This is a genomic window from Castellaniella sp. (assembly GCF_041675725.1).
Lineage (GTDB): Bacteria > Pseudomonadota > Gammaproteobacteria > Burkholderiales > Burkholderiaceae_B > Castellaniella.
The window spans coordinates 1-25,861 of the sequence record NZ_JBAYTI010000041.1 but is presented as its reverse complement, the minus strand read 5'-3'; the positions used below and the strand labels follow the sequence as shown (position 1 = coordinate 25,861).

Annotated in this window: 24 protein-coding genes and 1 tRNA gene; 16 read left to right on the top strand and 9 right to left on the bottom strand. The window is 62.4% G+C overall.

Annotated features, from left to right (window positions below; genetic code table 11):
- The 3 genes from WCZ84_RS09475 to fabG all read right to left on the bottom strand — a co-directional run.
- Positions 1–673, bottom strand: a 673-nt coding sequence (locus WCZ84_RS09475) for an ABC transporter substrate-binding protein (protein WP_372686026.1), incomplete at its 3' end; no start/stop codon positions are given.
- Positions 674–732: 59 nt separating this feature from the next.
- Complete coding sequence (locus WCZ84_RS09470) at positions 733–1,938, bottom strand: acetyl-CoA C-acetyltransferase (RefSeq protein ID WP_372686028.1); 1,206 nt, start codon at positions 1,936–1,938, stop codon at positions 733–735.
- Between the two features lies 1 nt (position 1,939).
- On the bottom strand, positions 1,940–2,689 hold the full coding sequence (gene fabG, locus WCZ84_RS09465) for a 3-oxoacyl-ACP reductase FabG (protein ID WP_372686025.1): 750 nt from the start codon (positions 2,687–2,689) through the stop codon (positions 1,940–1,942).
- A 321-nt stretch (positions 2,690–3,010) separates the two neighbouring features.
- On the opposite strand from fabG, the gene WCZ84_RS09460 reads away from it, so the two are divergent.
- The 3 genes from WCZ84_RS09460 to WCZ84_RS09450 all read left to right on the top strand — a co-directional run bounded on the left by WCZ84_RS09460 (position 3,011) and on the right by WCZ84_RS09450 (position 6,116).
- Positions 3,011–4,162, top strand: a complete 1,152-nt coding sequence (locus WCZ84_RS09460; protein ID WP_372686024.1) for an acyl-CoA dehydrogenase family protein — start codon at positions 3,011–3,013, stop codon at positions 4,160–4,162.
- 79 nt (positions 4,163–4,241) lie between these two features.
- Positions 4,242–4,844 (top strand): YqiA/YcfP family alpha/beta fold hydrolase, encoded by a 603-nt coding sequence (locus WCZ84_RS09455; RefSeq protein ID WP_372686023.1) that lies wholly within the window; start codon positions 4,242–4,244, stop codon positions 4,842–4,844.
- A 63-nt stretch (positions 4,845–4,907) separates the two neighbouring features.
- Positions 4,908–6,116: an ABC transporter substrate-binding protein gene (locus WCZ84_RS09450; protein WP_372686022.1), complete on the top strand. Its 1,209-nt coding sequence runs from the start codon at positions 4,908–4,910 to the stop codon at positions 6,114–6,116.
- Positions 6,117–6,137: 21 nt separating this feature from the next.
- On the opposite strand, the gene WCZ84_RS09445 is transcribed toward WCZ84_RS09450, so the two are convergent.
- Positions 6,138–6,222: transfer RNA gene (locus tag WCZ84_RS09445), tRNA-Leu, on the bottom strand.
- 130 nt (positions 6,223–6,352) lie between these two features.
- On the opposite strand from WCZ84_RS09445, the gene tig reads away from it, so the two are divergent.
- The 4 genes from tig (at position 6,353) to lon (ending at position 12,288) form a co-directional block, all read left to right on the top strand.
- Positions 6,353–7,663, top strand: a complete 1,311-nt coding sequence (gene tig / locus WCZ84_RS09440) for a trigger factor (RefSeq protein WP_372686021.1) — start codon at positions 6,353–6,355, stop codon at positions 7,661–7,663.
- A 13-nt stretch (positions 7,664–7,676) separates the two neighbouring features.
- Positions 7,677–8,342: an ATP-dependent Clp endopeptidase proteolytic subunit ClpP gene (clpP, locus tag WCZ84_RS09435; protein WP_372686020.1), complete on the top strand. Its 666-nt coding sequence runs from the start codon at positions 7,677–7,679 to the stop codon at positions 8,340–8,342.
- A 12-nt stretch (positions 8,343–8,354) separates the two neighbouring features.
- Positions 8,355–9,641, top strand: coding sequence for an ATP-dependent Clp protease ATP-binding subunit ClpX (gene clpX, locus WCZ84_RS09430; RefSeq protein ID WP_372686019.1), 1,287 nt, complete (start codon positions 8,355–8,357; stop codon positions 9,639–9,641).
- Between the two features lie 172 nt (positions 9,642–9,813).
- On the top strand, positions 9,814–12,288 hold the full coding sequence (gene lon / locus WCZ84_RS09425; RefSeq protein WP_372686018.1) for an endopeptidase La: 2,475 nt from the start codon (positions 9,814–9,816) through the stop codon (positions 12,286–12,288).
- 129 nt (positions 12,289–12,417) lie between these two features.
- On the opposite strand, the gene lexA is transcribed toward lon, so the two are convergent.
- Entirely contained in the window at positions 12,418–13,098 is a 681-nt protein-coding gene (gene lexA / locus WCZ84_RS09420) for a transcriptional repressor LexA (RefSeq protein WP_372686017.1), read from the bottom strand.
- A 67-nt stretch (positions 13,099–13,165) separates the two neighbouring features.
- A complete protein-coding gene (locus tag WCZ84_RS09415) occupies positions 13,166–14,371 on the bottom strand; it encodes an aromatic amino acid transaminase (RefSeq protein ID WP_372686016.1) in 1,206 nt (401 codons plus the stop codon).
- A gap of 97 nt (positions 14,372–14,468) precedes the next feature.
- Here WCZ84_RS09415 and uvrB point away from each other — a divergent pair, with 97 nt between their 5' ends.
- The 6 genes from uvrB (at position 14,469) to WCZ84_RS09385 (ending at position 19,787) form a co-directional block, all read left to right on the top strand.
- On the top strand, positions 14,469–16,520 hold the full coding sequence (gene uvrB, locus WCZ84_RS09410) for an excinuclease ABC subunit UvrB (RefSeq protein ID WP_372686015.1): 2,052 nt from the start codon (positions 14,469–14,471) through the stop codon (positions 16,518–16,520).
- Between the two features lie 69 nt (positions 16,521–16,589).
- On the top strand, positions 16,590–17,081 hold the full coding sequence (locus WCZ84_RS09405) for a low molecular weight protein-tyrosine-phosphatase (protein ID WP_372686027.1): 492 nt from the start codon (positions 16,590–16,592) through the stop codon (positions 17,079–17,081).
- A gap of 221 nt (positions 17,082–17,302) precedes the next feature.
- A complete protein-coding gene (iscR, locus tag WCZ84_RS09400) occupies positions 17,303–17,824 on the top strand; it encodes a Fe-S cluster assembly transcriptional regulator IscR (protein WP_372686014.1) in 522 nt (173 codons plus the stop codon).
- Between the two features lie 16 nt (positions 17,825–17,840).
- Entirely contained in the window at positions 17,841–19,064 is a 1,224-nt protein-coding gene (locus WCZ84_RS09395; protein WP_372686013.1) for an IscS subfamily cysteine desulfurase, read from the top strand.
- Positions 19,064–19,453: an iron-sulfur cluster assembly scaffold protein gene (locus WCZ84_RS09390; RefSeq protein ID WP_372686012.1), complete on the top strand. Its 390-nt coding sequence runs from the start codon at positions 19,064–19,066 to the stop codon at positions 19,451–19,453. The genes WCZ84_RS09395 and WCZ84_RS09390 overlap by 1 nt, the downstream gene beginning before the upstream one ends.
- A gap of 10 nt (positions 19,454–19,463) precedes the next feature.
- Positions 19,464–19,787, top strand: coding sequence for a HesB/IscA family protein (locus WCZ84_RS09385; protein ID WP_372686011.1), 324 nt, complete (start codon positions 19,464–19,466; stop codon positions 19,785–19,787).
- 9 nt (positions 19,788–19,796) lie between these two features.
- On the opposite strand, the gene lysS is transcribed toward WCZ84_RS09385, so the two are convergent.
- The gene (gene lysS, locus WCZ84_RS09380; protein ID WP_372686010.1) at positions 19,797–21,311 is read right to left on the bottom strand and encodes a lysine--tRNA ligase; all 1,515 of its coding nucleotides are present in this window, start codon (positions 21,309–21,311) and stop codon (positions 19,797–19,799) included.
- Positions 21,312–21,314: 3 nt separating this feature from the next.
- A protein-coding gene (gene prfB / locus WCZ84_RS09375; protein WP_372686009.1) for a peptide chain release factor 2 occupies positions 21,315–22,419 on the bottom strand; the annotation gives its coding sequence in 2 pieces (ribosomal slippage) (positions 21,315–22,337 and positions 22,339–22,419; 1,104 coding nt in all).
- A 142-nt stretch (positions 22,420–22,561) separates the two neighbouring features.
- Between prfB and WCZ84_RS09370 the strand changes: the two genes are divergently transcribed.
- Positions 22,562–23,725 carry a tellurite resistance/C4-dicarboxylate transporter family protein gene (locus tag WCZ84_RS09370; RefSeq protein ID WP_372686008.1) on the top strand — a complete coding sequence of 388 codons (1,164 nt, stop codon included), beginning with the start codon at positions 22,562–22,564 and terminating at the stop codon, positions 23,723–23,725.
- Here WCZ84_RS09370 and WCZ84_RS09365 read toward each other — a convergent pair.
- Positions 23,697–24,269: a hypothetical protein gene (locus WCZ84_RS09365; RefSeq protein WP_372686007.1), complete on the bottom strand. Its 573-nt coding sequence runs from the start codon at positions 24,267–24,269 to the stop codon at positions 23,697–23,699. The two genes, WCZ84_RS09370 and WCZ84_RS09365, sit on opposite strands and share 29 nt — an antisense overlap.
- Before the next feature lie 197 nt (positions 24,270–24,466).
- On the opposite strand from WCZ84_RS09365, the gene WCZ84_RS09360 reads away from it, so the two are divergent.
- Entirely contained in the window at positions 24,467–25,267 is an 801-nt protein-coding gene (locus WCZ84_RS09360) for an ABC transporter ATP-binding protein (protein WP_372686006.1), read from the top strand.
- Positions 25,264–25,861 (top strand): ABC transporter substrate-binding protein (locus WCZ84_RS09355; RefSeq protein WP_372686005.1); only part of this gene is annotated, 598 nt, incomplete at its 3' end. The genes WCZ84_RS09360 and WCZ84_RS09355, both read left to right, overlap by 4 nt.

Genomic DNA, 25,861 nt, shown 5'->3' with positions numbered 1-25,861 from the left:
TCAGTTTGGCTGCGACTGGCTGAAATTCGCTGTTGCCCCGCTCGTAGAAGTCACTGGTGACCACTTTGGCGCCGACGGCTTCCCAGGCCTGTCGCACGAATTCTTCGGATTCTTTGCCGGTGGCGTCGTTGGGATTGAGCAGGGCCACGGTCTTGATGTCATGCTGCTTGGAGACGTATTCGGTGACTGGCCCGGCGATTTCGATGATGGTGTTCATGCCGGTGAACGTCAGGGGATAATCCGGACCCTTGATGCTCTTTCCCCAAGCGACGGTAAGCAGCAGTACGCCCTTGCGTTCCGTGAGCGATTGCAGGGCCCGCACCGGCGCCGTGCCCAGGCTGCCGGCCACGAATTTGATGTCGTCCTTGTTGATCAGCGCCTGGGCGACTTTCGCACCGTCGGCGGCATTGTATTTGTTGTCATAGGTGACGCATTCGAATTGATAGGTCTTGTCCTTGACTTTGACGCCGCCGGTTTCGGCGATTTCGGCGGCGGCCTGGTTGCACAGCCATTCGGAGCCGATTCCCCAGACGGCTGCGGCGCCTGAAAGCGGCATGGACATGCCGAGCTTGATGGTGTCCTGCGCCATTGCCGGTGACGTGCCCGCGGCGCCGATGGCCAGGGCGGATAGTGCGGTCAGGACGTAGCCTGTTGCGCGGTTTGCTGATTTCATGATGTCTCCTCGAGATGCCCTTGGTTGCCGGGCTAAAGTAAAAGCGTGCGTGAATCGAATCAGGCGCGCTCAAAAATGGCTGCGATGCCTTGACCTCCGCCGATGCACATGGTTTCCAACCCGTAGCGCCCCTTGCGGCGGCCCAGTTCATGCAGCAGCGTGGTCAGGATGCGTACGCCGGTCGCCCCCACCGGATGACCCAGGGAAATCCCCGAGCCATTGACGTTGAGGCGTTCGTCGAGTTCGTCGAGGTGGCTGCCCCAACCCTGGATGCAGGCCAGGACCTGGCAGGCAAAAGCCTCGTTCAGCTCGATGAGGTCCATCTGCTTCAGGGTGAGACCAGTGCGCGCCAATACTTTGGCGACGGCAGGAACGGGGCCGATGCCCATCCGCGACGGTTCGCAGCCCGCCGCAGCCCAGCCCAGCAGCCAGGCGGCCGGCTGCAGCCCGAGCGCCTGCAGCTTGTCTTCTGCGACGACCAGGCACGCCGCCGCTGCGTCATTTTGCTGGCATGCATTGGCCGCGGTAACGACGCCGTCGGGCTGGATCGGGCGGAATCCGGCCAAACGCTCTGGCGTGGAGTCGCTGCGCACGCCTTCATCGCGGTCGAACGTCACGGGGTCGCCCTTGCGTTGTGGTACGGACACCGGCACGATTTCGTCGGCGAAACGCCCGCTCGCCCATGCGTCGGCCGCCCGCTGATGGCTGCGTACGGCAAAGGCATCGGACTGTTCACGTGTAATGTGGTAGTCGCGGGCCAGATTTTCGGCGGTTTCGATCATGCCGCTGATGTGGCCGAACCGGGCCTCTGGCTGCGATCGCTCGCGGCCGCGAGCGAGGCGGTCGTGCAAAATGGCCGAGCCGGCCCGCCGGCCCCAACGCATGTCTGTGGTGTAGTACTCGATGTTGCTCATGCTTTCCACCCCACCGGCCATGACGACGTCGGCGACCCCTGTCTGAACCATCATCGCCGCTGTCGCGACTGCCTGCAGGCCGCCGCCACAGCGACGATCCAGCTGCATGCCCGGCACTTCGATCGGAAAGCCGGCCTGCAGTGCGACCCAGCGCCCTGTGCACGGGGTTTCGCTATTCGCGTAGCTTTGCGCAAACACCACGTCGTCTAGGCGCGCGGGATCCAGGCCCGTACGCTGAATGATGGCGCGCGCTACGATGGCGCCCAGTTCTTCGACAGGAACATTTTTGAGTTGGCCACCGAATTTACCCACGGGGGTCCGTAGCGGACAGACGATGGCGGCTCTCCTCAGTTCAGCCATAACGCCCTCCGGTGACGTGCAGGACTTCGCCGCTGATGAATGATGCGCGTTCGCTGGCCAGGAAGGCAACCGCATCGGCTACGTCGTCGGGTGCGCCGGGGCGCTTGACCGGCTGGGAACGGAGGGCACGCTCCTTGATGACCTCGTAGGTGGGCAGAGCCTGAATCATTTCGGTGTCCATGAAGCCGGGGGCAATGCAGTTCGCGGTGATGCCGTAGCGCCCTTCTTCGATGGCAATGGCCTTCGCCATGCCGATCAGGCCTGCTTTGGCCGTCGCGTAGTTGACTTGGGTCGGGTTGCCGAAATGGGCCCGCGAGCTGATGTTGATGACGCGCCCCCAGCGCTGTTTGATCATCTGCGGCATGACTGCCCGCGTGGTCAGAAAAGCGCCCTTGAGCATCACGTCTATCACCGCGTCCCAGTCTTGGTCGGTCATGTCCACCAAGTACGCATCGCGCGGAAAGCCTGCGTTGTTGACCAGCACATGCACGCCGCCGAACACGCTCAGGGTTTCGTCGACCAGCCGGGTGACGTCGTCGTTGCGGGTGACGTCGGCGACGATGCAGTGGGCGCTGAGGCCTTCGGCCGTGAGCGCGCGGGTCAGCCGGTGCGCGGATTCGGCGCTGATGTCGGTGATGATCACGTGAGCGCCCTCGATTGCCAGACGCCGCGCGGTCGCGGCGCCCAAGCCTCTGGCCGAACCGGTGACGATCGCGGTTTTTCCTGTCAGTCCTAGATCCATGGCGCTCCTCGTGTCGATATCGTTGCAGGCGGGCGGTACGGCTGTGGCATGCGTCCACCCCATTGGCGTGGTGTCGAATGCCAGCGCACACAGGGGAATGATTTGCGACGGAGCACGGGCGCGTCAACGGGCATTGTCAGTATGTTCCGTACTATGGAAATAAGCGCTTTGGTTATAAGACACTGTTTCGTCGTGAATTTCTTCATTGGAATATCGAATTTCATTTTCAATGTACGGAACTATCTAGGGGGCCGACTTGACCTGTCGGACGCTGCATCGCAGGATTCCAGGCATTCCGTCCATCAGGGAGGCCGTGTCGTCATGATCCGGGAGCAGGAAACACTGAACATTCTTTTAAGCAACATTGCGCGCTTCGTGCGCGAGCGCTTGATTCCAAACGAGGACCTGATCGCCCGAACGGATGAAATCCCCGCTGATATCGTGGCTGAAATGCAGGACATCGGCCTGTTCGGGCTTACCATTCCCGAGGCGTACGGGGGGCTCGAACTGACCATGGAGGAAGAGGTCCGGGCCATGCTGGAACTGGGGCGCGCATCGCCGGCATTCCGGTCATTGATCGGAACCACTGTCGGCATCGGCTCGCAGGGCATTCTTCTGGATGGCACCGAAGAGCAAAAACAGCGCTATCTGCCACGCATGGCCACGGGCCGGCTGATCGCCTCGTTTGCCTTGACTGAGCCGGAGGCCGGCTCGGATGCCGCGTCGCTGAAAACCACCGCCATCCGGGACGGCGGCGCCTACGTCGTCAACGGCACCAAGCGTTTCATCACCAATGCGCCGCACGCCGGTGTATTCACTTTGATGGCCCGAACGGACCCGTCCCGGGCAGGCGCGGACGGGATCTCCGCATTCATCGTGGACGCCGACAGCCCGGGCATCAGTCTGGGCAAGCGCGACCGGAAAATGGGCCAGCAAGGGGCGCATACTTGTGACGTCATCTTCGAGAATTGCCGGGTGCCAGCCGCGAATCTGATCGGCGGGGTCGAGGGCCGTGGCTTCAAAACGGCCATGAAAGTGCTGGACAAGGGCAGGATCCACATTGCCGCAATCTGTGTGGCCGTCGCCGAGCGCATGCTGGACGAGGCCTTGCGCTATGCGGCCCAGCGGCGGCAGTTTGGCCGGGCGATTGGCGAGTTCCAGCTCATCCAGGCGATGCTGGCCGACAGCAAGGCCGAGATCTATGCGGCGCGCAGCATGGTCATCGATGCGGCGTGCCGGCGCGACGACGGGTTGCCGGTAACCACCGAGGCGTCTTGCGCAAAATTGTTTGCATCAGAAATGTGTGGCCGCGTGGCGGATCGGGCCGTACAGATTTTTGGGGGCGCCGGCTACATGAGTGAATACGGGATCGAGCGTTTCTACCGGGATGCGCGCTTGTTCCGTATCTACGAAGGCACAACCCAGATCCAGCAACTGGTGATTGCACGCCAGATGCTGCGTGAATTGGCCTGAGATCGTTCATGATGTCCACCGACGCGTCCCGGGTCGAGGAAATGGCGGGGTCGAATCCGCCTGCAAAGGCACTCCGCCCATGATCCTGTATCTGCACGGCTTTCGGTCCTCGCCGGATTCCTTCAAGGCCCGCCTGCTCGGGGCGCAGTTCATGCGCCGCGGCTTGGCGCATCGGTGGCATTGTCCCCAGCTGCCAGCCAGCCCCGCAGAGGCCATGCGCCTGGCGCTGGATCTGGCGACGGGGCAGGCCGCGGCCATACCCGCCCGCGACGTCGTGGTCATCGGCTCGTCATTGGGCGGTTTTTATGCCACTTGGCTGGCTGAACAGACCGGCTGCCGCGCCATTCTGCTCAACCCCGTGGTCCATGCCGCACGCGACCTGGCCACCCAGGTGGGGCTGCATCGTACGTTCCATGGCGATCAGCCATTCGAATTCCTGCCCACGCACGTCACCGAACTGGCCCGGGCCGAAGCGGACATCCCCATCCTGTCGCGGCCGGAGCGATATTTTCTATTGGCCGCCACGGGAGACGAAGTGCTGGATTGGCGCGAGATGCAGCTGCGATATGCGGGGTGCGGCCAGCGCATCATCGATGGCAGTGATCACGGGATCTCCGATTTCGAGCGTTATATGCCCGAGGTGCTCGAATTTGCGCTGCGGGGGCCAACGTCTTATTCTTGATCAAGCCCCAGCCATTTGCTCTAATGATCTGTCATCCATTTACCAGATCTTCAGGAGATCATCATGGCAGCAGCATCGACATTGAAATGGGGTATCGGCATCCTGGCCTTGGCCATGGCAGGCACAAGCTGGGCGGACATTTCACAGGACGAAGTGCGTATTGGATACTTGGCCGACCTCTCTGGCCCGTACTCGGACAACACGGGCATTGGGGGTAAAACGGCCATCCAGCTGGCGATCGAAGATTTCAACGGTACGGTGGCGGGCAAGCCCATCCAGCTTTACGTGGCAGACCACCAGGCCAAAGCCGACATCGGCGCATCGATCGCGCGCCAGTGGCTGGATGAAGAAAAGCTCGACATGATCGTCGGGGGCGACAATTCTGCCGTACTGCTGGCGGTCAATGGCCTTCTGAACGACAAAAAATTCGTTTTCATGAACGTGGGCGGGGGGTCGACCGCATTCACCAATGACAAGTGCACGCCCTATACCGTCCAATATCATTACAATACGCGCTCGGTCGCCCGGACCATCGTGTCCGCCATATTGAAAGAAGGCGGCAAAGACTGGTATTTCCTTACGGCCGACTATACCTTTGGCCATGATCTCGAAAAAGAAGCCGTCGACGTGCTCGAGAAAAACGGCGGCCACGTCACCGGGCGTGTCAGGGCGCCGTTGGGCACCAGCGATTTCTCGTCCTTCGTCCTGCAGGCCCAGGCGGCCAACCCCCAGGTTCTGGCCCTGGCCAACGCGGGAGACGACACGATCAACGCCATCAACACCAGCCAGGAGTTTGGCCTGACCGACCAGATGAAGGTCGCGGCCCTGCTGATGTACGTGACCAACGTACACGCCATGGGGCTGGCCAACGCGCAGGGCCTGTTGCTGGCCGAGCCCTGGTACTGGGATACCAACGACCAGACCCGTGCTTTTGCCCAGCGATACTACGACGTGGTTGGCAAGATGCCCAACGGCAACCATGCGGCCGATTACTCTGCCACGCTCACCTACCTGAAGGCGGTGGAAGCGGCGGGCTCCGATGATCCCGACAAGGTCATGGCGCAATTGCGCACCATGCAGATCGACGACATGTATTCCAAGGGGCACATCCGCGAAGACGGCACCATGGTGCACGACTTCTATCTCTTCCGCGTCAAGACGCCGGAAGAATCCAAAAAGCCCTGGGATTACATGGAGCGCCTGGCGACAGTGGACGGTGAAGTGGCGTTCGGTGGGCTGGACGAAAGTACCTGCAGCCTGGTTAGCCACTAGGGCGCTGGCCTTTGCCCGCTGTGGTGCGAACGGAGAGACTTGAACTCTCACGCCTTGCGGCGCCAGGACCTAAACCTGGTGCGTCTACCAATTCCGCCACGTTCGCAATCGGGCATGGAATTATAGCGTGTGAACATCCGGCCTACAGGGCGCGTCGGCGGCCGCGCCCTGTGCCGGCCGTGACTTTCCGCTAAAATGACTCGTTTGTTCACTGTCTCACTCTCGATAGGTACCTGATGCAGCCCGTGGTTGAAAAATTGTCCGGCCTTGAGCGCCGAGTGGATCTGACCGTCTTGGTCGCCGACGTCGAAAAAGAAGTTCAGGCCCAGCTCAAGCGCATTGCGCGTACGGCCAAGGTGCAGGGCTTTCGTCCAGGCAAGGCGCCGCTGTCCATCATCGAACGCAGCCATGGGCCGTCCGTGCGCTACGAGGTCATCAACACCCAGATCGGCAAGTCGCTCGACAAGGTCATCGAAGAGGCCGATCTACGCCTTGCGGGCGCCCCCGTGCTCGAGCCCAAGGTCGAAGGGGTCGAAGACGGCGTGATGGCGTTTTCAGCCACCTTCGAAGTCTATCCCGAGGTTGCGATCCCCGATTTGGGCGCGCTTGAAGTCGTGCGCAGCACAGTGGAAATCGGCGATGCCGAAGTCGACAAGACAGTCGCCATCCTGCGTCAGCAGCGCACGGTATTCAGGCCGGTCGAAGGCCGGGTCGCCCAGGACGGCGATCGGGTCACCCTCGATTTCGCCGGCACGATCGACAGTGTGGCCTTCGAAGGCGGCACCGCCGAAGACTTTCCCTTCGTGCTGGGGCAGGGGCGCATGCTGCCCGAATTCGAATTGGCCGTCCAGGGCATGCAGGCGGGCGACGAAAAGACCTTCCCGCTCAAGTTCCCCGACGACTACGGCAGCCCCGACGTCGCAGGCAAAGAGGCCGAATTCACCATCAAAGTCAAAGAAGTCGCCGAACCCGAGCTGCCCGAACTCGATGCCGATTTTGCGCGGGCCCTGGGGCAGGCCGAGGGCGACGTCGAGGCCCTGATGCTCGAAATCCGCGGCAATGTCGAGCGCGAGGCCCGTGCCCGTGCCCGCAATCGCACCAAGGCCAGCGTCATGGATGCGCTGGCGGCCGCCTGCGCCTTCGATCTCCCCAAAGCGCTGGTCGACAGCGAGCTCCAGGAACGCATCAAGGCCATGCGCGAAGAACTCACCCAGCGCGGCCTGCCCAATGCCGACACCATCGATCTGCCCGAAGACCAGTTGCGCCCCGAAGCCGAGCGCCGGGTGCGTCTGGGGCTGCTGGTGGGTGAGCTCATCCGCCAGGCCGAACTCAAGGCCCGGCCCGAGCAGGTGCGCGCCCGCATCGAGGAATTCGCCCAAAGCTACGAGCAACCGGCCCAGGTGGTTGCGTATTACCTGTCCGACAAGCAGCGCCGGGCAGAAATCGAATCCTTCGTCCTCGAAGACAATGTGGTCGATCATGTGCTGGGCGTCGCCAAGGTCACCGATGAGGCCGTGGATTTTGATACCCTGATGGGTACCCGGTAATGGCAGGTCAACCATGACATCACGTTTCACTGATTTTTATGCCGCCCTGCATGGGGGGGAAACCGTGGCGCCCACGGGCCTGGGCTATGTGCCCATTGTCATCGAACAGTCGGGCCGTGGCGAGCGTTCATACGACATCTATTCCCGCCTGTTGCGTGAACGCGTGATTTTTTTCGTGGGGCCGGTCAACGACCACTCCGCCAACCTGATCGTCGCTCAGCTGCTGTTTCTCGAGTCCGAAAACCCCGACAAGGACATCTCGCTGTACATCAATTCCCCCGGTGGGTCGGTGTATGCGGGGATGGCCATCTACGACACCATGCAGTTCGTCAAACCCGAAGTCTCCACGCTGTGCACGGGCATTGCCGCCAGCATGGGGGCCTTTCTGCTGGCGGCCGGGGCACGGGGCAAACGCTACGCCTTGCCCAATTCGCGTATCATGATCCATCAGCCTTCGGGCGGTGCCCAGGGCCAGGCATCCGACATCCAGATCCAGGCCAAAGAAATTCTCCATCTGCGCGAGCGCCTCAATGGCATACTGGCAGAGCGCACGGGGCAGGGGATCGACCGCATCGCCGAAGACACTGAGCGCGATAATTTCATGTCGGCCCAAGAGGCCCAGGCCTACGGCCTCATCGACAAGGTTCTGGTTTCGCGTGCCGACGAAGCCAAAAAGTAGTAGTGGATTGCCATGACCGATAAAAAAGGTTCCAGTCAGGAAAAACCCCTGCACTGCTCCTTCTGCAACAAAACCCAGCACGAAGTCAAGAAACTGATTGCGGGGCCTTCGGTCTATATTTGTGATGAATGCATAGACCTCTGCAACGACATCATTCGCGAAGAATCCCAAGACGCGGCGCGGGCCGCGGTACGCGAAGAACTCCCCACGCCGCATGAAATCAAGTCGTTCCTGGACGGCTATGTCATTGGCCAGGATGCCCCCAAGCGCAACCTGGCCGTCGCGGTCTATAACCACTACAAGCGCATACGCTACCAAGAGGCCAGCCAAGGGGACGTCGAACTGTCCAAAAGCAACATCCTGCTGATCGGGCCCACGGGCTCGGGCAAGACGCTGCTCGCCCAGACGCTGGCGCGTATGCTCGATGTGCCTTTCGTGATGGCCGATGCCACCACGCTGACCGAAGCCGGCTACGTGGGTGAAGACGTCGAAAACATCATCCAGAAGCTATTGCAGAATTGCAACTACGAGGTCGACCGGGCGCAGCAGGCCATCGTCTACATCGACGAAATCGACAAGATCGCACGCAAGTCAGACAACCCGTCCATCACGCGCGACGTATCCGGCGAAGGCGTTCAGCAGGCCCTGCTCAAGCTCATCGAGGGCACGGTGGCGTCCGTTCCCCCGCAGGGCGGGCGCAAGCACCCGAACCAGGATTTCGTGCAGGTCGATACCACCAACATCTTGTTCATCGTCGGCGGGGCGTTTGCGGGTCTGGACAAGGTGATACGCGATCGCACAGAGCGTTCGGGCATCGGTTTCTCGGCGACGGTGCGCGCGCGCTCGGAACGCGGCGTGGGCGAACTCTTCGCCGAGGTCGAGCCCGAAGACCTGATCAAGTTCGGTCTCATCCCCGAACTCGTCGGTCGCCTGCCGGTGTTGGCCACGCTCGATGAACTCGACGAAGTCACGCTGGTCCGTATCCTGACCGAACCCCGCAATGCGGTGGTCAAACAGTACCAGAAGCTCTTCGAAATGGAGGGCGTAGAACTCGACGTGACTCCGGGAGCGCTCCAGGCCATCGCCCAGCGTGCCATCAAACGGCGTACCGGCGCACGGGGCCTGCGTTCGATACTCGAGCAATCGCTGCTCGGCACCATGTATGACCTGCCCTCGCTGAACGACGTCAATCGCGTCGTGCTCGATGCCGAGACCGACGACATCATCCCCCGGCTCATCAAGGGGCCCAGGCCCGAGCGCCATACAGAAGACAAGAATCTGCGCACCGCAGCCGCCTGACGGCGCCCAGGCGGGAGTCCCCGGCCATGGATCGTGGGCCGGGGTCCAGAAGGCCTTGAAGTCCGGGGGCTGTGACACCATATGCTCATTCAAGCATGATGCAATCGCATGATGCCCCCAAGGGGGTCTCTACCTCCTTCGGGTTTTGATTCAATCCTTCAAGGAAACAAGCATGTCTGCCAGTCAGATTTCCAGCCTGGATCCCATCGATCTGCCCCTGCTGCCCTTGCGCGACGTGGTGGTCTTTCCCAATATGGTGATCCCGCTGTTTGTCGGGCGGCCTCGTTCGATCAAGGCCCTCGAGCTGGCCATGGAGTCCAGCAGTCCCATTGTGCTGGTGGCGCAAAAGTCGGCCGGCAAGGACGATCCGGTCCCTGAAGATCTCTACCAGATCGGTTGCGCCGCGACCATTCTGCAGATGCTGAAACTGCCCGACGGCACCGTCAAGGTGCTGGTCGAGGGCGAACAGCGCTGCCGTCTGGATAGCGTCCAGGATGCCGAAACCCATTTCATGGGGCGTGTGGTCGGGCTCGACGAAGAACCTTTCGACCACGCCGAGGCCGAGGCCCTGCGCCGCGCGGCCATGGCCCAGTTCGAGCAGTTCGTGAAGCTCAACAAGAAAGTGCCGCAGGAAATCCTGGTATCTCTGCGCGAGATCGAGGACGTCGGGCGCATGGCCGATACCATCACGGTGCATCTACCGCTCAAGATCGAGCAGAAGCAGGCGTTGCTGGAAACCATGTCCGTGACCGCCCGCCTCGAGGCGCTGCTGTCGCAGATGGAGTCCGAGATCGACATCCTGCAGGTCGAGAAGCGCATTCGCGGCCGCGTCAAGAAGCAGATGGAGAAAAGCCAGCGCGACTACTACCTGAACGAACAGGTCAAGGCCATCCAGAAAGAGCTGGGTGAGGGCGAAGAAGGCGCGGACATCGAAGAGCTCGAAAAGCGCATCGCGGCTGCGGGCCTGCCCAAAGAGGCACGCAAAAAGGCCGATGCCGAGCTCAAGAAGCTCAAGCTCATGTCGCCCATGTCGGCCGAGGCCACTGTGGTGCGCAACTATATCGATACGCTGCTGAATCTTCCCTGGAAGAAAAAGAGCCGCGTCAACAATTCGTTGCAGAACGCCGAACAGGTGCTGGATGCCGATCACTATGGCCTCGAAAAGGTCAAGGAGCGCATCATCGAATACCTGGCCGTTCAGCAGCGGGTCGACAAGCTCAAGGCACCGATCCTGTGCCTGGTCGGGCCCCCGGGCGTGGGCAAGACCTCGCTCGGGCAGTCCGTGGCGCGGGCCACCAACCGCAAGTTCGTGCGCATGGCGCTGGGCGGTGTGCGCGACGAGGCCGAAATCCGTGGTCACCGGCGCACCTACATTGGCTCCATGCCAGGCAAGATCCTGCAGAACATGGCCAAGGTTGGTGTACGCAACCCGTTGTTCCTGCTCGATGAAATCGACAAGATGGGGGCGGATTTCCGGGGCGACCCGTCATCGGCCCTGCTCGAGGTGCTGGATCCGGAGCAGAACCACACTTTCCAGGACCACTATATCGAGGTCGACTTCGATCTGTCCGACGTGATGTTCGTAGCCACCAGCAATACGCTCAACATACCGCCCGCCTTGCTCGACCGGATGGAGGTGATCCGCTTGTCGGGCTACACCGAAGACGAGAAAGTGCACATTGCGTTCGATCACCTGCTGCCCAAGCTCATGAAGAACAACGGCGTCCAGGAAGGCGAACTCACGATCAGCGAGGCGGCCATCCGCGACATCGTGCGTTATTACACGCGCGAAGCGGGGGTGCGGGCGCTCGAGCGCGAGATCTCCAAGATCTGTCGCAAGACGGTCAAGCGCCTGCTGGCGGCCGATCCGTCCGCGGGCAAGCGCAGGGGCGCGCGCACGCGCATCCGGCCCGATCAGAGGGTCATGGTGGATTCCGATAACCTCAATGAATTTCTCGGGGTGCGTCGCTTCAATTTCGGCCATGCCGAAACCGAAGACAAGATCGGGCAGGCCACCGGGCTGGCCTGGACCGAAGTCGGGGGCGATCTGCTCACGATCGAGGTGGCCGACATGCCGGGCAAGGGCGTGGTGCTGCGTACCGGGTCGCTGGGCGATGTCATGAAAGAGTCGGTCGAAGCGGCCCGTACCGTGGTTCGCGCACGGGCGCGCAAGTGGGGTATTGCCGACCAGGCCTTCGAGAAGCGCGATCTGCACGTGCACTTTCCGGAAGGCGCCACGCCGAAGGATGGTCCCTCGGCCGGTATCGCGATCACGACGGCCATGGTGTCGGCGCTCACGGGGATCCCGGTGCGTTCGGATGTCGCCATGACGGGCGAAATCACGTTGCGCGGCGAGGTGCTCGAGATCGGCGGCCTGAAGGAAAAGCTTCTGGCGGCGCATCGGGGCGGCATCAAGACCGTGATGATTCCCGAAGAAAACGTGAAAGACCTGGTCGAGATTCCCGACAACGTCAAGAATCACCTGGAGATCATCCCGGTGCGCTGGATCGATCGCGTGCTCGAGGTCGCCCTGCAGCACATGCCCAAGGCGCTGTCAGATGAAGAGGTTGCGCGCCTGGCGGCCGAAGCCGTCGCCGCCGCCGGCCAGCCGGCTGAATCGGGCCGGGGCGGGGTGCTCAAGCACTGAGCGCGGTATCGGCCCAGGCGGGCGGCGCAACCGGCCGTTGCACTGCCCGCCGATTGCGGCCGCCCCCGGACACGCCCGACCCGTTGATATTCGAGCCGCCAGGCCCGCGGTACGTGCCGCGGGCCCAGGCTAGCCCAGTGCCGTCGTGCGGATCAGGCCGACGGCGATGCCTTCGATCGAGAAATCATCGCCTGGGCCGACCGGTATCGGCGAGAAATCGGGGTTTTCGGGCAACAGGGAAATGTGCCCGCCTTGGTGGCTGAGCCGTTTGACGGTGACTTCGTTGGAGAGGCGGGCCACCACGATCTGGCCGTGACGTGCTTCGGGTGTGCGTTGGACGGCCAGCAGGTCGCCATCGAGGATGCCGGCATCGCGCATGCTGCTGCCGCGAACCCGCAGCAGGTAATCGGGCGTGCGGGCGAACAGATGAGGGGCCACGGAGATCTCGGTTTCGATGTGTTCCGTGGCGAGGATGGGCGCGCCGGCCGCGACGCGGCCCACCAGCGGCACCTGGATGGCGGGTGGCGCGTTCTCATTGGCTGTACCGGGTTGCGCATGAGGGGCCGCATCATTGGCGGCTTCGGTGGGCAGTGCCAGGGGCGTGAGACGAATGCCGCGCGACGTATTGGCCGACAGCTGGATATACCCCTTGCGCTCCAGGGCGCGCAGGTGGTCTTCGGCGGCATTGGCCGAGCGGAACCCCAGCGCCTGGGCGATTTCGGCCCGGGTGGGCGGGCGGCCCGCCTGCAGGATGGCCTGCCGGATCAGTTGCAGGATCTGGTGTTGCCGGTCGGTCAGTTTGTGGGCCATGACACAATGCTGTATATAAGAACAGTGTGATTGTGGCCCATCGGGGGCCGGCTCGCAAGCCCGACAGTCAGTTTTTCAGCACGGTGGCGATGGATTGGGCCACGTAGTCGATATTGCCGGTGTTCAGGGCCGCGACACAAATGCGGCCGCTGTCGACGGCATAAATGCCGAATTCGTCGCGCAGGCGCCTGACCTGCTCGGTGGTCAGGCCCGAAAACGAGAACATGCCGCGTTGCTGCCTGACGAAGCTGAAATCTTGCTGTACGCCACAGGCCTGCAGCTTTTCAACGAACTGTTGGCGCATCTGGCGGATGCGTTCGCGCATGGCGGCGAGCTCGTCGGCCCAAAGGGCATAGAGCTCGGGCGAGTTCAGCACCGTGGCGACCAGAGCGCCCCCATGGGTGGGGGGGTTCGAATAGTTGGTGCGGATCACGCGCTTGAGCTGACTGAGCACGCGCGTGCTTTCGTCATCCCCGGCGGTGACCAGCGTCAGCGCACCCACCCGCTCGCCATAGAGCGAAAAGGATTTGGAGAACGACGAACTGATGAACAACGTGAACCCACGGCCCGCAAACAGACGCACGACGGCGGCGTCTTCTTCGAGGCCTGCACCGAAACCCTGGTAAGCGATGTCCAGGAACGGCACGAGCTGCTTTTCTTGCAGAAGATCGGCGATCTGGCCCCACTGCTCGATGGTGGGATCGACCCCCGTGGGGTTGTGGCAGCACGCGTGCAGGACCACGATGGTGCCCGGTGCCAGCTGGCGCAGCGAGGTCAGCATGCCATTGAAATCGAGCCCGTGGGTGGCCGCGTCGTAGTAGGCATACTGGATGACTGGAAAGCCAGCGGCCGTGAACAGAGCCTCGTGGTTGGCCCAGCTGGGCCTGCTGATGGCCACCTGGGCGCCCGGCAGGATCTGCTTGAGGAAATCGGCCCCGACCTTGAGTGCGCCGGTGCCGCCCAGGGTCTGTACGGTCAGCGAGCGATGCTCGGACACCAGGGGCGAGTCTTGGCCCAGCAGCAGCTTCTGGGCCCCCTGGTTGTAGCCTGGGATGCCGTCGATCGGCAGGTAATTGCGGGGTTCGGCCCGCTCGTACAGCTGCTTTTCGGCCCTGCGAACGGCTTCCAGCAGCGGGATGTGCCCGTGGTCGTCGGTATAAACGCCGACCCCCAGATTGACTTTGGTTGGGCGCGTGTCCGCTTTGAATTGTTCATTCAGGCCAAGGATGGGGTCGCGGGGCGCCAGTTCGACGGCGGCAAAAATGGATGACATGGGGTGCGGACGGTCAAGGGTGAAAGGAAATGGGATGCGTGCTGGATCGATGCTTGGTCAAAAAAACCAACGATGTGATAATAAGGGGTTTACCCCAATGGTGTCCAGCAAGGCCATGATGGATCTGAAGCCCGATGTGAGCGGCGATTTCGTGCAGTTCGACGGCAGCCCGTTTCAATTGTTCCAGCCGTATCCTCCGGCAGGCGACCAGCCCGAGGCCATCGCGCTCCTCGAGCAGGGGCTGCGCGATGGCCTCATGGCGCAGACTTTGCTGGGTGTTACGGGTTCGGGCAAGACTTATACCATGGCCAACGTCATTGCCCGGATGGGCCGTCCGGCCATCGTGCTGGCGCCCAACAAGACGCTGGCTGCCCAGCTGTACGCCGAGATGCGCGAGTTCTTCCCGCGCAATGCGGTCGAGTATTTCGTCTCGTATTACGATTACTACCAGCCTGAGGCGTACGTACCGGCGCGCGACCTGTTCATTGAAAAAGACTCTTCCATCAACGAGCACATCGAGCAGATGCGCCTGTCGGCCACCAAAAGCTTGCTCGAGCGCCCCGATACCATCATTGTGGGGACGGTCTCGTGCATCTATGGGATCGGCAATCCAGAAGACTATCATGCGATGGTGCTCACGCTGCGTACGGGCGACCACATCGCACGGCAAGAAATCCTCGCCCGGCTCGTATCCATGCAGTATGAGCGCAACGACGCCGAATTCGCGCGGGGGGTGTTTCGGGTGCGGGGCGAGGTGATCGACGTGTTCCCGGCCGAACACGCCGAAAATGCGCTGCGCATCACCTTGTTCGACGACGAGATCGAATCCCTCACTTTGTTCGACCCGTTGACCGGCCGCCCGCTGCAGGATCTCTTGCGCTTTACGGTCTTTCCAGGCTCGCATTATGTCACGCCGCGCGAGACGATCCTGCGCGCGATTGGCACCATCAAGGAAGAGCTGCGGGATCGCCTGGCCGAGCTCACGGCCGAGGACCGCCTGGTCGAGGCCCAGCGTCTCGAGCAGCGTACCCGGTTCGATCTCGAAATGTTGCAGGAACTCGGATTCTGCAAGGGTATCGAGAACTACTCGCGCCACTTGTCTGGCGCGGCGCCTGGCGAACCGCCGCCCACACTCATCGATTACCTGCCGAGCCGGGCTCTGATGTTCATCGATGAAAGCCACGTCACCATCGGACAACTGGGCGGCATGTACCGGGGCGACCGCTCGCGCAAGGAGACGCTGGTCAACTTTGGGTTCCGGCTGCCTTCGGCGCTCGACAACCGCCCATTGCGCCTAGAGGAATTCGAGGCGCGCATGCCGCAATGCATCTTCGTATCGGCCACGCCGGGCCCTTACGAGGCGGCGCATGCCGACCAGGTGGTCGAGCAGGTGGTGCGGCCCACCGGGCTGGTGGATCCAGCCGTCGAAGTCAGGCCTGCCCGTACGCAGGTCGATGACCTGCTCGGCGAAGCCAAACTGCGGATCGCCCGTCACGAACGGGTGCTGGTCACCACGCTCACCAAGCGCATGGCCGAGGACCTCACCGAGTATCTGCAGGAAAATGGCCTCAAGGTGCGTTATCTGCATTCAGACATCGATACCGTCGAGCGCGTTGAAATCATCCGCGACCTGCGCCTGGGGGCTTTCGACGTGCTCGTGGGCATCAACCTGCTGCGCGAGGGCCTGGACATCCCCGAAGTCTCCCTGGTGGCGATTCTCGATGCCGACAAAGAAGGTTTCCTGCGCTCCGAACGCAGCCTGATCCAGACCATGGGCAGGGCGGCGCGCAACCTGAACGGCCAGGCGATCCTGTATGCCGAGGTGATCACGGATTCCATGCGGCGGGCCATGGACGAAACGGCCCGCCGGCGCGAAAAGCAGGAAGCGTTCAACCAGATCCACGGCATTACGGCGCGCGGCGTGAGCAAGGCGGTGCGCGACCTGATCGATGGTGTGAGCGCCAGCGTGCCCGTGGCCGAGCCAGCCCCCTATGATGAGGCCGCCCTGCACGACGAAAAAGCGCTGGCGCGCGAGATCCGCCGCCTCGAGCAGCGCATGAACGAGCACGCGCGCAATCTCGAGTTCGAACAGGCGGCCCGGGTGCGCGACACCCTGAACGCCCTCAAGAACCGGGTGCTGTTGTCATGACCCACAATTTTTGCCATTTTGGCCCAAAAATGCTGGACAAATTCCGGGTTTTCCCGCACACTTTCACCTATCATGCATAAGGTACTTTTTGTCTGCACGGGCAACATCTGTCGCTCTCCCACTGCCCAGGGCGTCTTTCAGCACATCGTCGATGAGGCTGGCTTGTCCGATGCGGTTTCAGTCGATTCGGCAGCGACCCATCACTTCCATGTGGGCGAAGCCCCCGATGCGCGCGCACAGGCGGCAGCGCAAAAACGCGGCTATGACTTGTCGGGCTACGTCGCCCGGCAGATCCAGGCCGATGATTTCCGCGATGCCGATCTCATCCTGGCGATGGACTGGGAAAACCTGTCTGCTTTGCAGCAGCGGTGCCCTAAAGTCTACCACCATAAGCTCATGCTGCTCATGCGCTTCTCCAACGAGTTCGAAGAAGCCACGGTACCCGACCCGTATTACGGCGGGCCCGAAGGTTTCGTGAAGGTCCTCGATTACATCGAAGATGCCACGCAGGGCGTGTTCGAGCTCGTGCGCAAGCGGGCGCTGCAGTATCAGGCCGCCTGATCCTCCACACTTGAAAACGGCGCCCCAGGGCGCCTTTTTTATAGCTGCCCTCGGCCGGTGGCGGCCAGGTCTGCGGGCGGCGTCGTTTCCTCTTGACCTGAGTCAATTCTGTCTGATGAATAACCCTAAAGTTGACTATTATCGTCGGGTAAAGGCGCTATACTCGACTGGAGCAGTCGGGTATCACCCGTTTATCCATCATCGTCACAAAGGATATCAACATGCGTTTGACTACCAAGGGGCGTTTCGCTGTCACGGCCATGATCGATCTCGCCTTGCGACACCACAGTGGCCCGGTCACCCTGGCTGCGATCAGCGGGCGACAGAACATTTCACTTTCCTATCTCGAGCAGCTGTTTGGCAAGCTGCGCCGCCACGAACTGGTGGATAGCGTACGTGGGCCGGGTGGGGGGTATACTTTGGCTCGTCACGCGCGCGACATTTCGGTGGCCGACATCATTTTCGCGGTCGACGAGCCTCTCGATGCCACCAGCTGCGGCGGCAAAGAAAACTGCAACATCGGGCGCAACGGCCATACAGGCAAGTGCATGACCCACGATCTCTGGGCCACGCTGAACCGCAAGATGGTCGACTATCTCGATTCGGTGTCGCTGCAGGATCTGGCCGATCAGGAAAGGCTGCGCGAGTGGCAAGAATCCGGCCAGCTGCGCCAGCGCCGCAAGGCTGCATCTGCCGCCCCCTCCATGGCCGAGGCCTCCGCGCAGGATCCCGTCTCGGTTTGACGCTTCAGGAGCCGGCATGTCCTTTGACCTGTCACAGGAACGCCCCATTTATCTCGATCACGCAGCCACCACACCGGTCGATTCGCGGGTGCTCGAGGCCATGCTGCCCTGGCTGGCGCAGGACTTCGGCAACCCGGCATCCACCAGCCATGCCTGGGGTTGGCGCGCCCAAGAGGCCGTCGAGCAGGCTAGGGCCCAGGTTGCCAGCCTGATTCACGCCGACCCGCGCGAAATCGTATTCACCTCGGGGGCCACCGAATCCGATAACCTGGCTCTCAAGGGGGTCGCCGAATTTCACCGCGGTCGGGGTCGGCACCTCGTCACGGTACGCACCGAGCACAAGGCTGTACTCGATACCTGCCAGGCGCTCGAGCAGCAGGGGTTCGAACTCACCTATCTGGATCCAGGTCCGGATGGCCTGGTCCAGCCCGATGCGCTCGCCCAGGTGCTTCGGCCAGATACGGTGCTGGTCTCCATGATGCTGGTCAATAATGAAACCGGCGTCATTCTCGACATCGCCGCGCTGGCGGCGCTGTGTCGCGAAAGAGGCATTCTGTTTCATGCCGATGCGGCGCAGGCGACCGGCAAGATGCCCATCGATGTGCGGGCCCTGGGGGTGGATCTGCTTTCCATGTCGGCTCACAAGACCTACGGGCCCAAGGGCATCGGCGCCTTGTACGTGCGCCGCAAGCCACGGGTGCGCCTGGCGGCGCAGATGCACGGTGGCGGCCACGAAAGAGGCCTGCGCTCCGGTACGCTGGCCACGCATCAGATCGCCGGCATGGGGGCGGCTTATGCCCTCGCAGCCGAGCTCATGGATACCGAGATCCCACGCATCCGCAGCTTGCGCGATGCGCTGTGGGCGGGCCTGTCGGACCTGCCCGACATCTATCTCAACGGGCATCCCGACCAGCGGGTCGCGCACACATTGAACATCAGTGTGGCCCATGTCGAAGGTGAAGCCTTGCTCATGTCGGTGCCCGAGCTGGCCGTCTCCAGCGGATCGGCCTGTACCTCGTCCAATCTCGAGCCCTCGCACGTCCTCCGGGCCATGGGCCGCAGCGACGCGCTCGCGCACAGTTCACTGCGCATGTCGCTGGGGCGCTTCACGACGGCCGCTGAAATCCATCATGCCGTGCAGCGGCTGCGTGCCGAAATCCTGCGCCTGCGCGAACTCTCGCCCTTGTGGGAAATGCGCGAGCAAGGCCTCTTGCCAGCCGACTGGGCTGCGGTGTGCTGATGGCGCTCATGCTGTATGGCCCCGAAGTCGAGAAACGCTACCGCAATCCGCAGGGTGTCGGTTCGTTCGACGTGGCCGATCCCGACGTGGGCACCGCCCTGGTGGGCTCCCCGCAGGTTGGGCAGGTGCTCAAGCTGCAGCTTCGCGTGCGGGATGGACGGGTGGCCGAGGCCCGTTTTCGTGCCTACGGCTGCGGCGCGCTGATCGCCACGGGTGCGCTGCTGGCCGAGAAACTGCCTGGCCTGACGCTCGACCAGGTGCGGGCCATCGGCAGCCATGACATCGTCGAGGCCCTTCAGTTGCCCCAGGACAAACTGCATTGTGCACTGCTGGCGCTCGATGCGTTGGCCGCTGCTGTGGTAGATTACGGTAGCAAACACACCAACTGAGAGGTCAAACGTGTCTGTCACACTCACTGAACAGGCGGCGGTGCAGATTCGCCGTCATCTGGAAAACCGCGGCAAGGGCCTGGGCCTGCGCCTCGAGGTCAAGTCATCGGGTTGCTCGGGGTTTTCGTATCAGCTCGAATACGTCGATTCGGTCGATCCACAAGATGAACTCTTCGAACAGTTCGGGGCAAAGGTATATGTCGCGCCCGACAGCCTGCCGTATCTGCATGGCACCGAGCTGGATTACGCTCGCGAAGGCCTGAACGAAGGCTTCCGCTTCCACAACCCAAACGAAAAGGGCGCCTGCGGCTGCGGGGACTCATTCACTGTCTAGGCCGGGCCGTCAGTCTTCGGGCCGCAGATGGGGGAACAAAATCACATCGCGTATGTTCGGGTTGTCGGTCAGCATCATCACCAGCCGGTCCACGCCAATGCCGCAGCCGCCGGTGGGCGGCATGCCGTATTCGAGCGCGCGCACGTAATCGGCATCGTAATACATGGCTTCTTCGTCGCCCGCGTCTTTGGCCTCTACCTGGGCCAGAAACCGGGCGGCCTGATCTTCGGGGTCATTGAGCTCGGAGAACCCGTTGGCGATCTCGCGGCCGCAGGCGAACAGCTCGAAGCGCTCGGTGACCCCCCCATGGACATCAGAGGCCCTGGCCAGGGGCGAGACTTCGACCGGGTAGTCTACGATGAAGGTGGGATGCCATAGCTTTTCTTCGGCTGTTTCCTCGAACAACGCCAGTTGCAGCGCCCCCAGGCCCGCTTGCGCCAGTGTCGGTGCCTGGATGTCGACCCCCAGGCGTTGCAGCTCTTTTCGCAGGAAATCGCTGCCGGCCAGCTGGGCTGGCGTGTATCCAGGGGCGTGCTTGAGGATGGCTTGGTTGATGGTCAGGCGATCGAAGGGGCGGCTCAGGTCAAGGGGCTGGCCCTGGTAGGTGAGGTCGGTGCGCCCGCATACACGTTGGGTGGTGGTGCGGATCAGCTGTTCGGTGAAATCCATGAGCCAGCGATAGTCGGTATACGCTGCGTAGAATTCCATCATGGTGAATTCCGGGTTGTGGCGCGGGCTGACCCCTTCGTTGCGAAAATTGCGGTTGATTTCGAAGACGCGCTCGAATCCCCCCACGATCAGGCGCTTGAGGTACAGCTCGGGGGCGATACGCAGGTACATGTCCATGTCGAGCGCGTTGTGATGGGTCACGAATGGCCGTGCCGCGGCCCCGCCAGGGATGGGGTGCAGCATGGGGGTTTCGACTTCCAGGAAGCCCGCGTCGGTCATCAGGGTGCGCAAGGCCGTGATCACCTGGCTGCGCTGCAGGAATGTGCGCCGGGTGGACTCGGTCATGATGAGATCCACATAGCGCTGGCGGTAGCGCAGTTCTTGGTCGGCCACGCCGTGAAATTTGTCGGGCAGGGGCCGCAGGGCCTTGGACAGCAGGCGTACGTTTTGCACGCGCACCGATAGCTCGCCTTTGCGCGTCTTGAAGACAGTGCCTTCGGCGCCCAGAATGTCGCCGATGTCCCAGGTCTTGAAGGCGTCGTAGGCCGCCTCGCCCAGCCTGCCGCGATCGAGATACAGCTGCAGGCGACCGCTGCCGTCTTGCAGGGTGGCGAAACTGGCTTTGCCCATGATCCGCTTGAGCATCATGCGCCCCGCGACGCGCACGGGCTGGCCAAGTGCTTCCAGGCTGGCTTCGTCGTGTTCGTCGAACGCTGCGTGCAGCTGGGCCGCATGGGCATCGGGCTGGAAATCATTGGGGTACGCAGGCCCGCGTGCGCGCAGGGCGGACAGCTTGCTGCGGCGTTCGGCGATCAGGCGATTTTCTTCTGTGCTGGAATCGAGAGGAGAGGTCATGAATCAGATGCCTTGCTTGAGGCTGGCCGTAATGAAGGGGTCCAGGTCGCCATCCAGCACTTTTTGCGTGTTCGATATTTCGACCCCGGTGCGCAGATCCTTGATGCGGCTTTGGTCGAGCACATAGGAGCGGATCTGATGGCCCCAGCCCACGTCGCTTTTGCTGTCTTCGAGCTTTTGCTGCTCGGCCATGCGATTGCGCATTTCGAGCTCGTAGAGGCGCGACTTGAGCATTTGCATGGCCTCGGCCCGGTTGCGATGTTGTGAACGATCGTTCTGGCACTGCACCACGATGCCGGTCGGCTGGTGCGTGATGCGCACGGCCGAATCGGTCTTGTTGATGTGCTGGCCCCCCGCGCCACTGGCGCGATAGGTGTCGATGCGCAGGTCTGCCGGATTGATCTCGATCTCGAAGGAGTCGTCGATTTCCGGGTAGACGAATACGCTCGCAAACGAGGTGTGCCGCCCGTTGGAAGCGTCGAACGGGCTCTTGCGCACCAGCCGGTGTACGCCGGTTTCGGTTCGCAGCAGCCCGTAGGCGTATTCGCCCTCGAATTTGACTGTGGCCGATTTGATCCCCGCAATGTCGCCTTCGGATTCTTCGAGGATTTCGGCCTTGAAACCCTTGTGCTCGCCGTAGTGCAGGTACTGGCGCAGCAGCATGGCGGCCCAGTCCTGGGCCTCTGTGCCGCCGGCGCCCGCCTGTATGTCGACGAAGCAATTGAGGGGATCCGCCGGGTTGGAGAACATGCGCCGGAATTCGAGCGCTTCGAGGCGTTCATTGAGGGCCGCGCAATCGGCCTCGATGGCCAGCAGGGAAGCGTCATCGTCTTCGTCGCTGGCCATTTGGTACAGCTCGCGGGCGTCGAGCAGTTCGCGTTCGAGCTCGGTCAGTGTCTGGACGATGGTTTCGAGGGATTTCTTTTCGCGCCCCAGTGCCTGCGCGTGTTCGGGGTTATCCCAGATATCGGGGTTTTCGAGCTCGGCATTGACGACCAGCAGGCGCTCGGCCTTGGTATCGTAGTCAAAGATACCTCCGTAAGGCCGCCTGGCGCTCGAGGCAGTCTTCGATGTGGTGGATGATCTGGTTTTGGCGTTCTGCGTCCATGGGATCCTTGTCGCTTGGTATTACACTTCAGTTCAATCCGCCATTTTACCAGTCTGGGCGCGGGGCACCGCTGGCCACTCGAGGCCCGCGCCGTGCACAGATCCGGCCTGTCGATCGGCCAACCCTTCCCGGAGATGCTTGCATGACCGACGATTCCAAGGAAATCCGCACTGGCGCGAACCTGCCCGCTTCGGCAACCCCCACGGCTGTGCTGCCTTCATCGACCGGACGCGTGCCCTGGGGGTGGCGTGCGATGGTGGCCGACTTGTCGCCCGCCTACTTTGCCCTGGTCATGGCGACCGGGATCGTCTCCATGGGGGGGCACTTGATGGGCTATCCGGCGCTCGCGCGTGGCCTGCTGGTGCTGAACGGGGTGCAGTATGCCGTCTTGTGGGTGCTGTACATTCTGCGGGCGGTGTACCATCCACGCCGGTTCTTCGGGGATATGGTCGATCACCTGAAGGGCAGCGGCTATTTCACCCTGGTGGCTGCCACCGGTGTGCTGGCCAGCCAATTCATGGTCCAGGAAAATGATTATTGGCTGGGTTTTGTCTTGTGGGGGCTGGCCTGCCTGCTTTGGATCCTGTTGACCTATACGATTTTCACGGCGTTCACGGTCAAACCAGAAAAACCCACGCTGGCAGAGGGCATCAGCGGGGCCTGGCTGCTGGCGGTCGTGGCCACGCAGTCGATTGCCGTCTGCAGCGCACTGCTGGCGACGCACATCGACCAGCCATTTCGGCTTGAACTCAATCTCATGGCGCTGTCCATGTGGCTGTGGGGCGGCATGCTGTACATCTGGATGATGTCGCTGATTTTCTACCGCTACGTGTTCTTCAAGTTCCTGCCCAGCGACCTGGTGCCACCTTACTGGATCAACATGGGGGCCATGGCCATCTCCACGCTGGCTGGATCGCTGTTGATCCTGAACGCGCCCGATGCCCCGTTCCTGGTGTCGCTGTTGCCATTCCTGAAAGGGTTCACGGTGTTTTACTGGGCGACGGGGTCCTGGTGGATTCCGATGTTGGTGCTGCTCGGCATCTGGCGCTATGGTTTCATGCGCTTTCCGTTCATCTACGACCCACTGTACTGGGGGGCCGTCTTTCCGCTGGGCATGTATGCCGTCTGCACCTGGCAGATGAACCGGGCCATGCACTTCGACTTCCTGGCCTGGGTGCCGCACGCCTTTTTGGGTTTTGCCCTGCTGGCCTGGGCGATCACCTTCGTGGGCATGATGCGTCGCGTGATCTGGGTGTTGCGGGGTTCCAGGGCCCGCATCAGCCATGGGGCGCGGGGCCCCGGATAATTTGCATCAAGCCGGGCTGTTTTTTGCACGCCTGCGCCACCGCCTGCAAGGCGGGCGGATCCAGCAGGCGCTGCGCCATGGGCAGGACTTCGTCGTGCGCCGTGGCCAGCCACTCGAGCGTTTCTTTGACCCAGGCCTGGTACAGGCCGGTACCGGCTGCCGCGGCCGTCGCTGGCGTGGCGCTGCCAGCCGCCGTCCCGCTGCGGCCTGTATCGTCGGGCCGGGCCATGGCGCGGGCCGCCCTGCGCGCCAGCGCGGCGTGGGCCTGGGCCAGGCCCTGGGTGAGTTCGCGGATGCAAACGGCATCCGAGCCGGCCATGGACTCGAGCAGCGCCGGCGCGACCGTCTGATCGAGCACGACCGCCAGGCCGTCGAGTGCCGCCAGGATTGGCCGCACGCGGCGTGGCCATGGGGCCGTGGCAGGGTCCGGCGGGTCGGCGTCCAACGGGTGCGAACCAGGGGCCTGAAGCGTGTCCCGCAGTTGTCTGCAGGCGGTTTGCAGCCAAAGGACAGGGTCTTCTTCGGGGATCGTCTGTTGGGTCATCGTGGAGGCTCGAATGGTGCGTGCAGCCGGGCATCGAATGGAAAATCTTGATGCCTGTCGGTTATATGGAAATCACAATTCATTGGTTGTTGATTATTAAATGCCGTGACTATAGTAAAAGCACATTCAGCGAAGGCGCAGCCATATCATGCGCCTTTCCTGAGCTGGCTTCTTTCTTTGATCCTGCCGTCCAGTCCATGATCCTCACATTTGAAAACATTCGCAAGCAGTTCGGCGATTTGCCTGTGCTCGAGCATTTTGAAGGCACGTTTGCACCCGGTGAGCTGGTGGCACTGGTGGGCCCCTCGGGCTGCGGCAAGTCCACGCTCTTGCATCTGGCCGCCGGGTTGGACAGCCCGTCCGGCGGGCAGGTTTGCGCCGATGGTCGGCCGGTACAGGGGCCCGATCCGCGGCGCATGCTGATGTTTCAGGAAAATGCCCTGTATCCGTGGCTCAGCCTGCGGGATAACGTGGCCATGGCCCTTGAACTGCAAAAGGTCGGGCGTCGCCAGGCGCGCAGCCAGGCGGTGCAATGGCTTGGCAAGGTGCAGCTCGCGGGTTTCGAACACTACTTTCCCCATCAGGTCTCTGGCGGAATGCGTCAGCGCTGCGCCCTGGCTCGCGCGTTCATCGCGCAGCCCGAAGTGCTGCTGCTGGATGAGCCCTTCGGCGCCTTGGATGCGCTGACCCGCATGACCCTGCAGGATGTCCTGCTGACCCTGATCCGTGAAACAGGCCCCACCGTGCTGCTCGTGACCCACGACGTGGACGAGGCCCTGTTTCTAGCCGACCGCATTCTGGTGTTCAGCCCCCGGCCGTCCCGGGTGCTGCAGGCGTTCCGGCTGTCGGCCGAGCAGAAATCCCACGACTTGTCCCGTCATGCCGACATCCGGCGTGACATTCTCGGCTTGCTGGGCATGACGCAGGGCAAGGCCGCCCGCATGTCCATCTCATCCCTTTCCCCGACTCCTACTCACTCCGAGGTACTTGCAGCATGAAATTCGCCCGACTATTGATTCCCGCCGTACTGGCGCTGGCCGCAGCGGCGCCTGCCCTGGCTGCCGAGCCGTTCCGGATCGGCTATTTGCGCGTGATGGACGACGCGCAGGCGATTGCCGCCTATGAAGGCGGGCTGTACGAGAAGCAGGGTCTGGCTGCCGAGCTGGTTGAATTCAAGTCCGGCACGGACTTGATCAAGGCAATCGTCGGCGGTCAACTCGATACGGGGGTGCTGGGCTTCACCAACGCGGCATCCTGGTCTTCGCGCGGCGCCGACCTGAAGGTGGTTGGCGGTGCGCAGCGGGGCTACCACGCGCTGGTGGTGCGCGATGACAGCGGTATACACACGGTGGCCGACCTCAGGCAGCATACGCTGGCTTCCCAGAAAGAAGGCAGTACGGCGGACACCGTGCTGCGTGGCGTGGTCCTGAAAAATGCCGGGCTGGCGGCCGAGGGTGTGAACATCCTGGGCGTGAGTCCGCCAGACGCGGTGCAGTCGCTGGTGGGCAAGCGGGTCGATGCCGCGTTTCTGTTCGAGCCTCAGGCCAGCATTGCCCAATTGATCGCGCCGGTGACGCAGATCTACGAAATCG

Coding starts and splice junctions, on each gene's coding strand:
- fabG (WP_372686025.1), bottom strand. CDS start 2,689: ATGGATCTAGGACTGACAGGAAAAACCGCGATCGTCACCGGTTCGGCC.
- WCZ84_RS09460 (WP_372686024.1), top strand. CDS start 3,011: ATGATCCGGGAGCAGGAAACACTGAACATTCTTTTAAGCAACATTGCG.
- WCZ84_RS09455 (WP_372686023.1), top strand. CDS start 4,242: ATGATCCTGTATCTGCACGGCTTTCGGTCCTCGCCGGATTCCTTCAAG.
- WCZ84_RS09450 (WP_372686022.1), top strand. CDS start 4,908: ATGGCAGCAGCATCGACATTGAAATGGGGTATCGGCATCCTGGCCTTG.
- tig (WP_372686021.1), top strand. CDS start 6,353: ATGCAGCCCGTGGTTGAAAAATTGTCCGGCCTTGAGCGCCGAGTGGAT.
- clpP (WP_372686020.1), top strand. CDS start 7,677: ATGACATCACGTTTCACTGATTTTTATGCCGCCCTGCATGGGGGGGAA.
- clpX (WP_372686019.1), top strand. CDS start 8,355: ATGACCGATAAAAAAGGTTCCAGTCAGGAAAAACCCCTGCACTGCTCC.
- lon (WP_372686018.1), top strand. CDS start 9,814: ATGTCTGCCAGTCAGATTTCCAGCCTGGATCCCATCGATCTGCCCCTG.
- lexA (WP_372686017.1), bottom strand. CDS start 13,098: ATGGCCCACAAACTGACCGACCGGCAACACCAGATCCTGCAACTGATC.
- WCZ84_RS09415 (WP_372686016.1), bottom strand. CDS start 14,371: ATGTCATCCATTTTTGCCGCCGTCGAACTGGCGCCCCGCGACCCCATC.
- uvrB (WP_372686015.1), top strand. CDS start 14,469: ATGGTGTCCAGCAAGGCCATGATGGATCTGAAGCCCGATGTGAGCGGC.
- iscR (WP_372686014.1), top strand. CDS start 17,303: ATGCGTTTGACTACCAAGGGGCGTTTCGCTGTCACGGCCATGATCGAT.
- WCZ84_RS09395 (WP_372686013.1), top strand. CDS start 17,841: ATGTCCTTTGACCTGTCACAGGAACGCCCCATTTATCTCGATCACGCA.
- WCZ84_RS09390 (WP_372686012.1), top strand. CDS start 19,064: ATGGCGCTCATGCTGTATGGCCCCGAAGTCGAGAAACGCTACCGCAAT.
- lysS (WP_372686010.1), bottom strand. CDS start 21,311: ATGACCTCTCCTCTCGATTCCAGCACAGAAGAAAATCGCCTGATCGCC.
- WCZ84_RS09370 (WP_372686008.1), top strand. CDS start 22,562: ATGACCGACGATTCCAAGGAAATCCGCACTGGCGCGAACCTGCCCGCT.
- WCZ84_RS09365 (WP_372686007.1), bottom strand. CDS start 24,269: ATGACCCAACAGACGATCCCCGAAGAAGACCCTGTCCTTTGGCTGCAA.
- WCZ84_RS09360 (WP_372686006.1), top strand. CDS start 24,467: ATGATCCTCACATTTGAAAACATTCGCAAGCAGTTCGGCGATTTGCCT.